The sequence below is a fragment of the Blastopirellula marina genome (assembly GCF_002967715.1).
GTDB lineage: Bacteria > Planctomycetota > Planctomycetia > Pirellulales > Pirellulaceae > Bremerella > Bremerella marina_B.
The window spans coordinates 1-559 of record NZ_PUIA01000082.1 but is presented as its reverse complement, the minus strand read 5'-3'; the positions used below and the strand labels follow the sequence as shown (position 1 = coordinate 559).

At 53.8% G+C, this 559-nt stretch carries 1 protein-coding gene and 1 pseudogene; one reads left to right on the top strand and one right to left on the bottom strand.

Features of this window, described 5'->3' with window-relative positions:
* Positions 1-183: hypothetical protein (locus tag C5Y96_RS24950; protein ID WP_146115800.1), on the bottom strand; the 183-nt coding region annotated here is incomplete at its 3' end.
* A gap of 228 nt (positions 184-411) precedes the next feature.
* On the opposite strand from C5Y96_RS24950, the pseudogene C5Y96_RS24945 reads away from it, so the two are divergent.
* Positions 412-559 (top strand): annotated as a pseudogene (locus tag C5Y96_RS24945) (AAA family ATPase); the annotation flags it as partial.

Below are 559 nucleotides of genomic sequence, written 5' to 3'. Positions count from 1 at the left end.
CTCGTTGACCAGCTGCGGCGTAACCGCCTGGCCGCCGCGGCGCACGTCTTGCGCCGCAGCCGATAGCAAATTGATCGACAAAGTCGCCGCAATCGTCACAACCGCCAAGGGTGCATAGGCAAGCTGCGTAAGCTTTCCAGAGATCGAAAACAGGCTAGCTGCGTTGCGATTGTTGGTCGACATAAATATCTAACTTTTCAATAGTTAACGCAGATGATGAAGCGCCCGTACACGTTGCCGCCGACGGCTGGGATTTCTAAAATCACGCTGTCTGGACGCATCCCCATATTTTAGTGCCATTCGGCGTTTGGGGGCGACAAAATTGCATTTTCCGTTCGCACTCCGAGTAATCGGCTTCGTCTCGACAACCCGTAGCCGGCCAGTGATTTCAGCCCAGTAGAGGATCGCTTCGTGGCAAAAACCCGCAACCTTGGCGAAGTACTTCAAGAGTTTAAGCAACAGCGACTGGTGATGCAGCAAGAGTTGCAGAAGGTCATCGTCGGCCAGGAAGACGTCATCGAGCAATTGTTCGCCGCTATCTTTACTCGCGGACATTGCC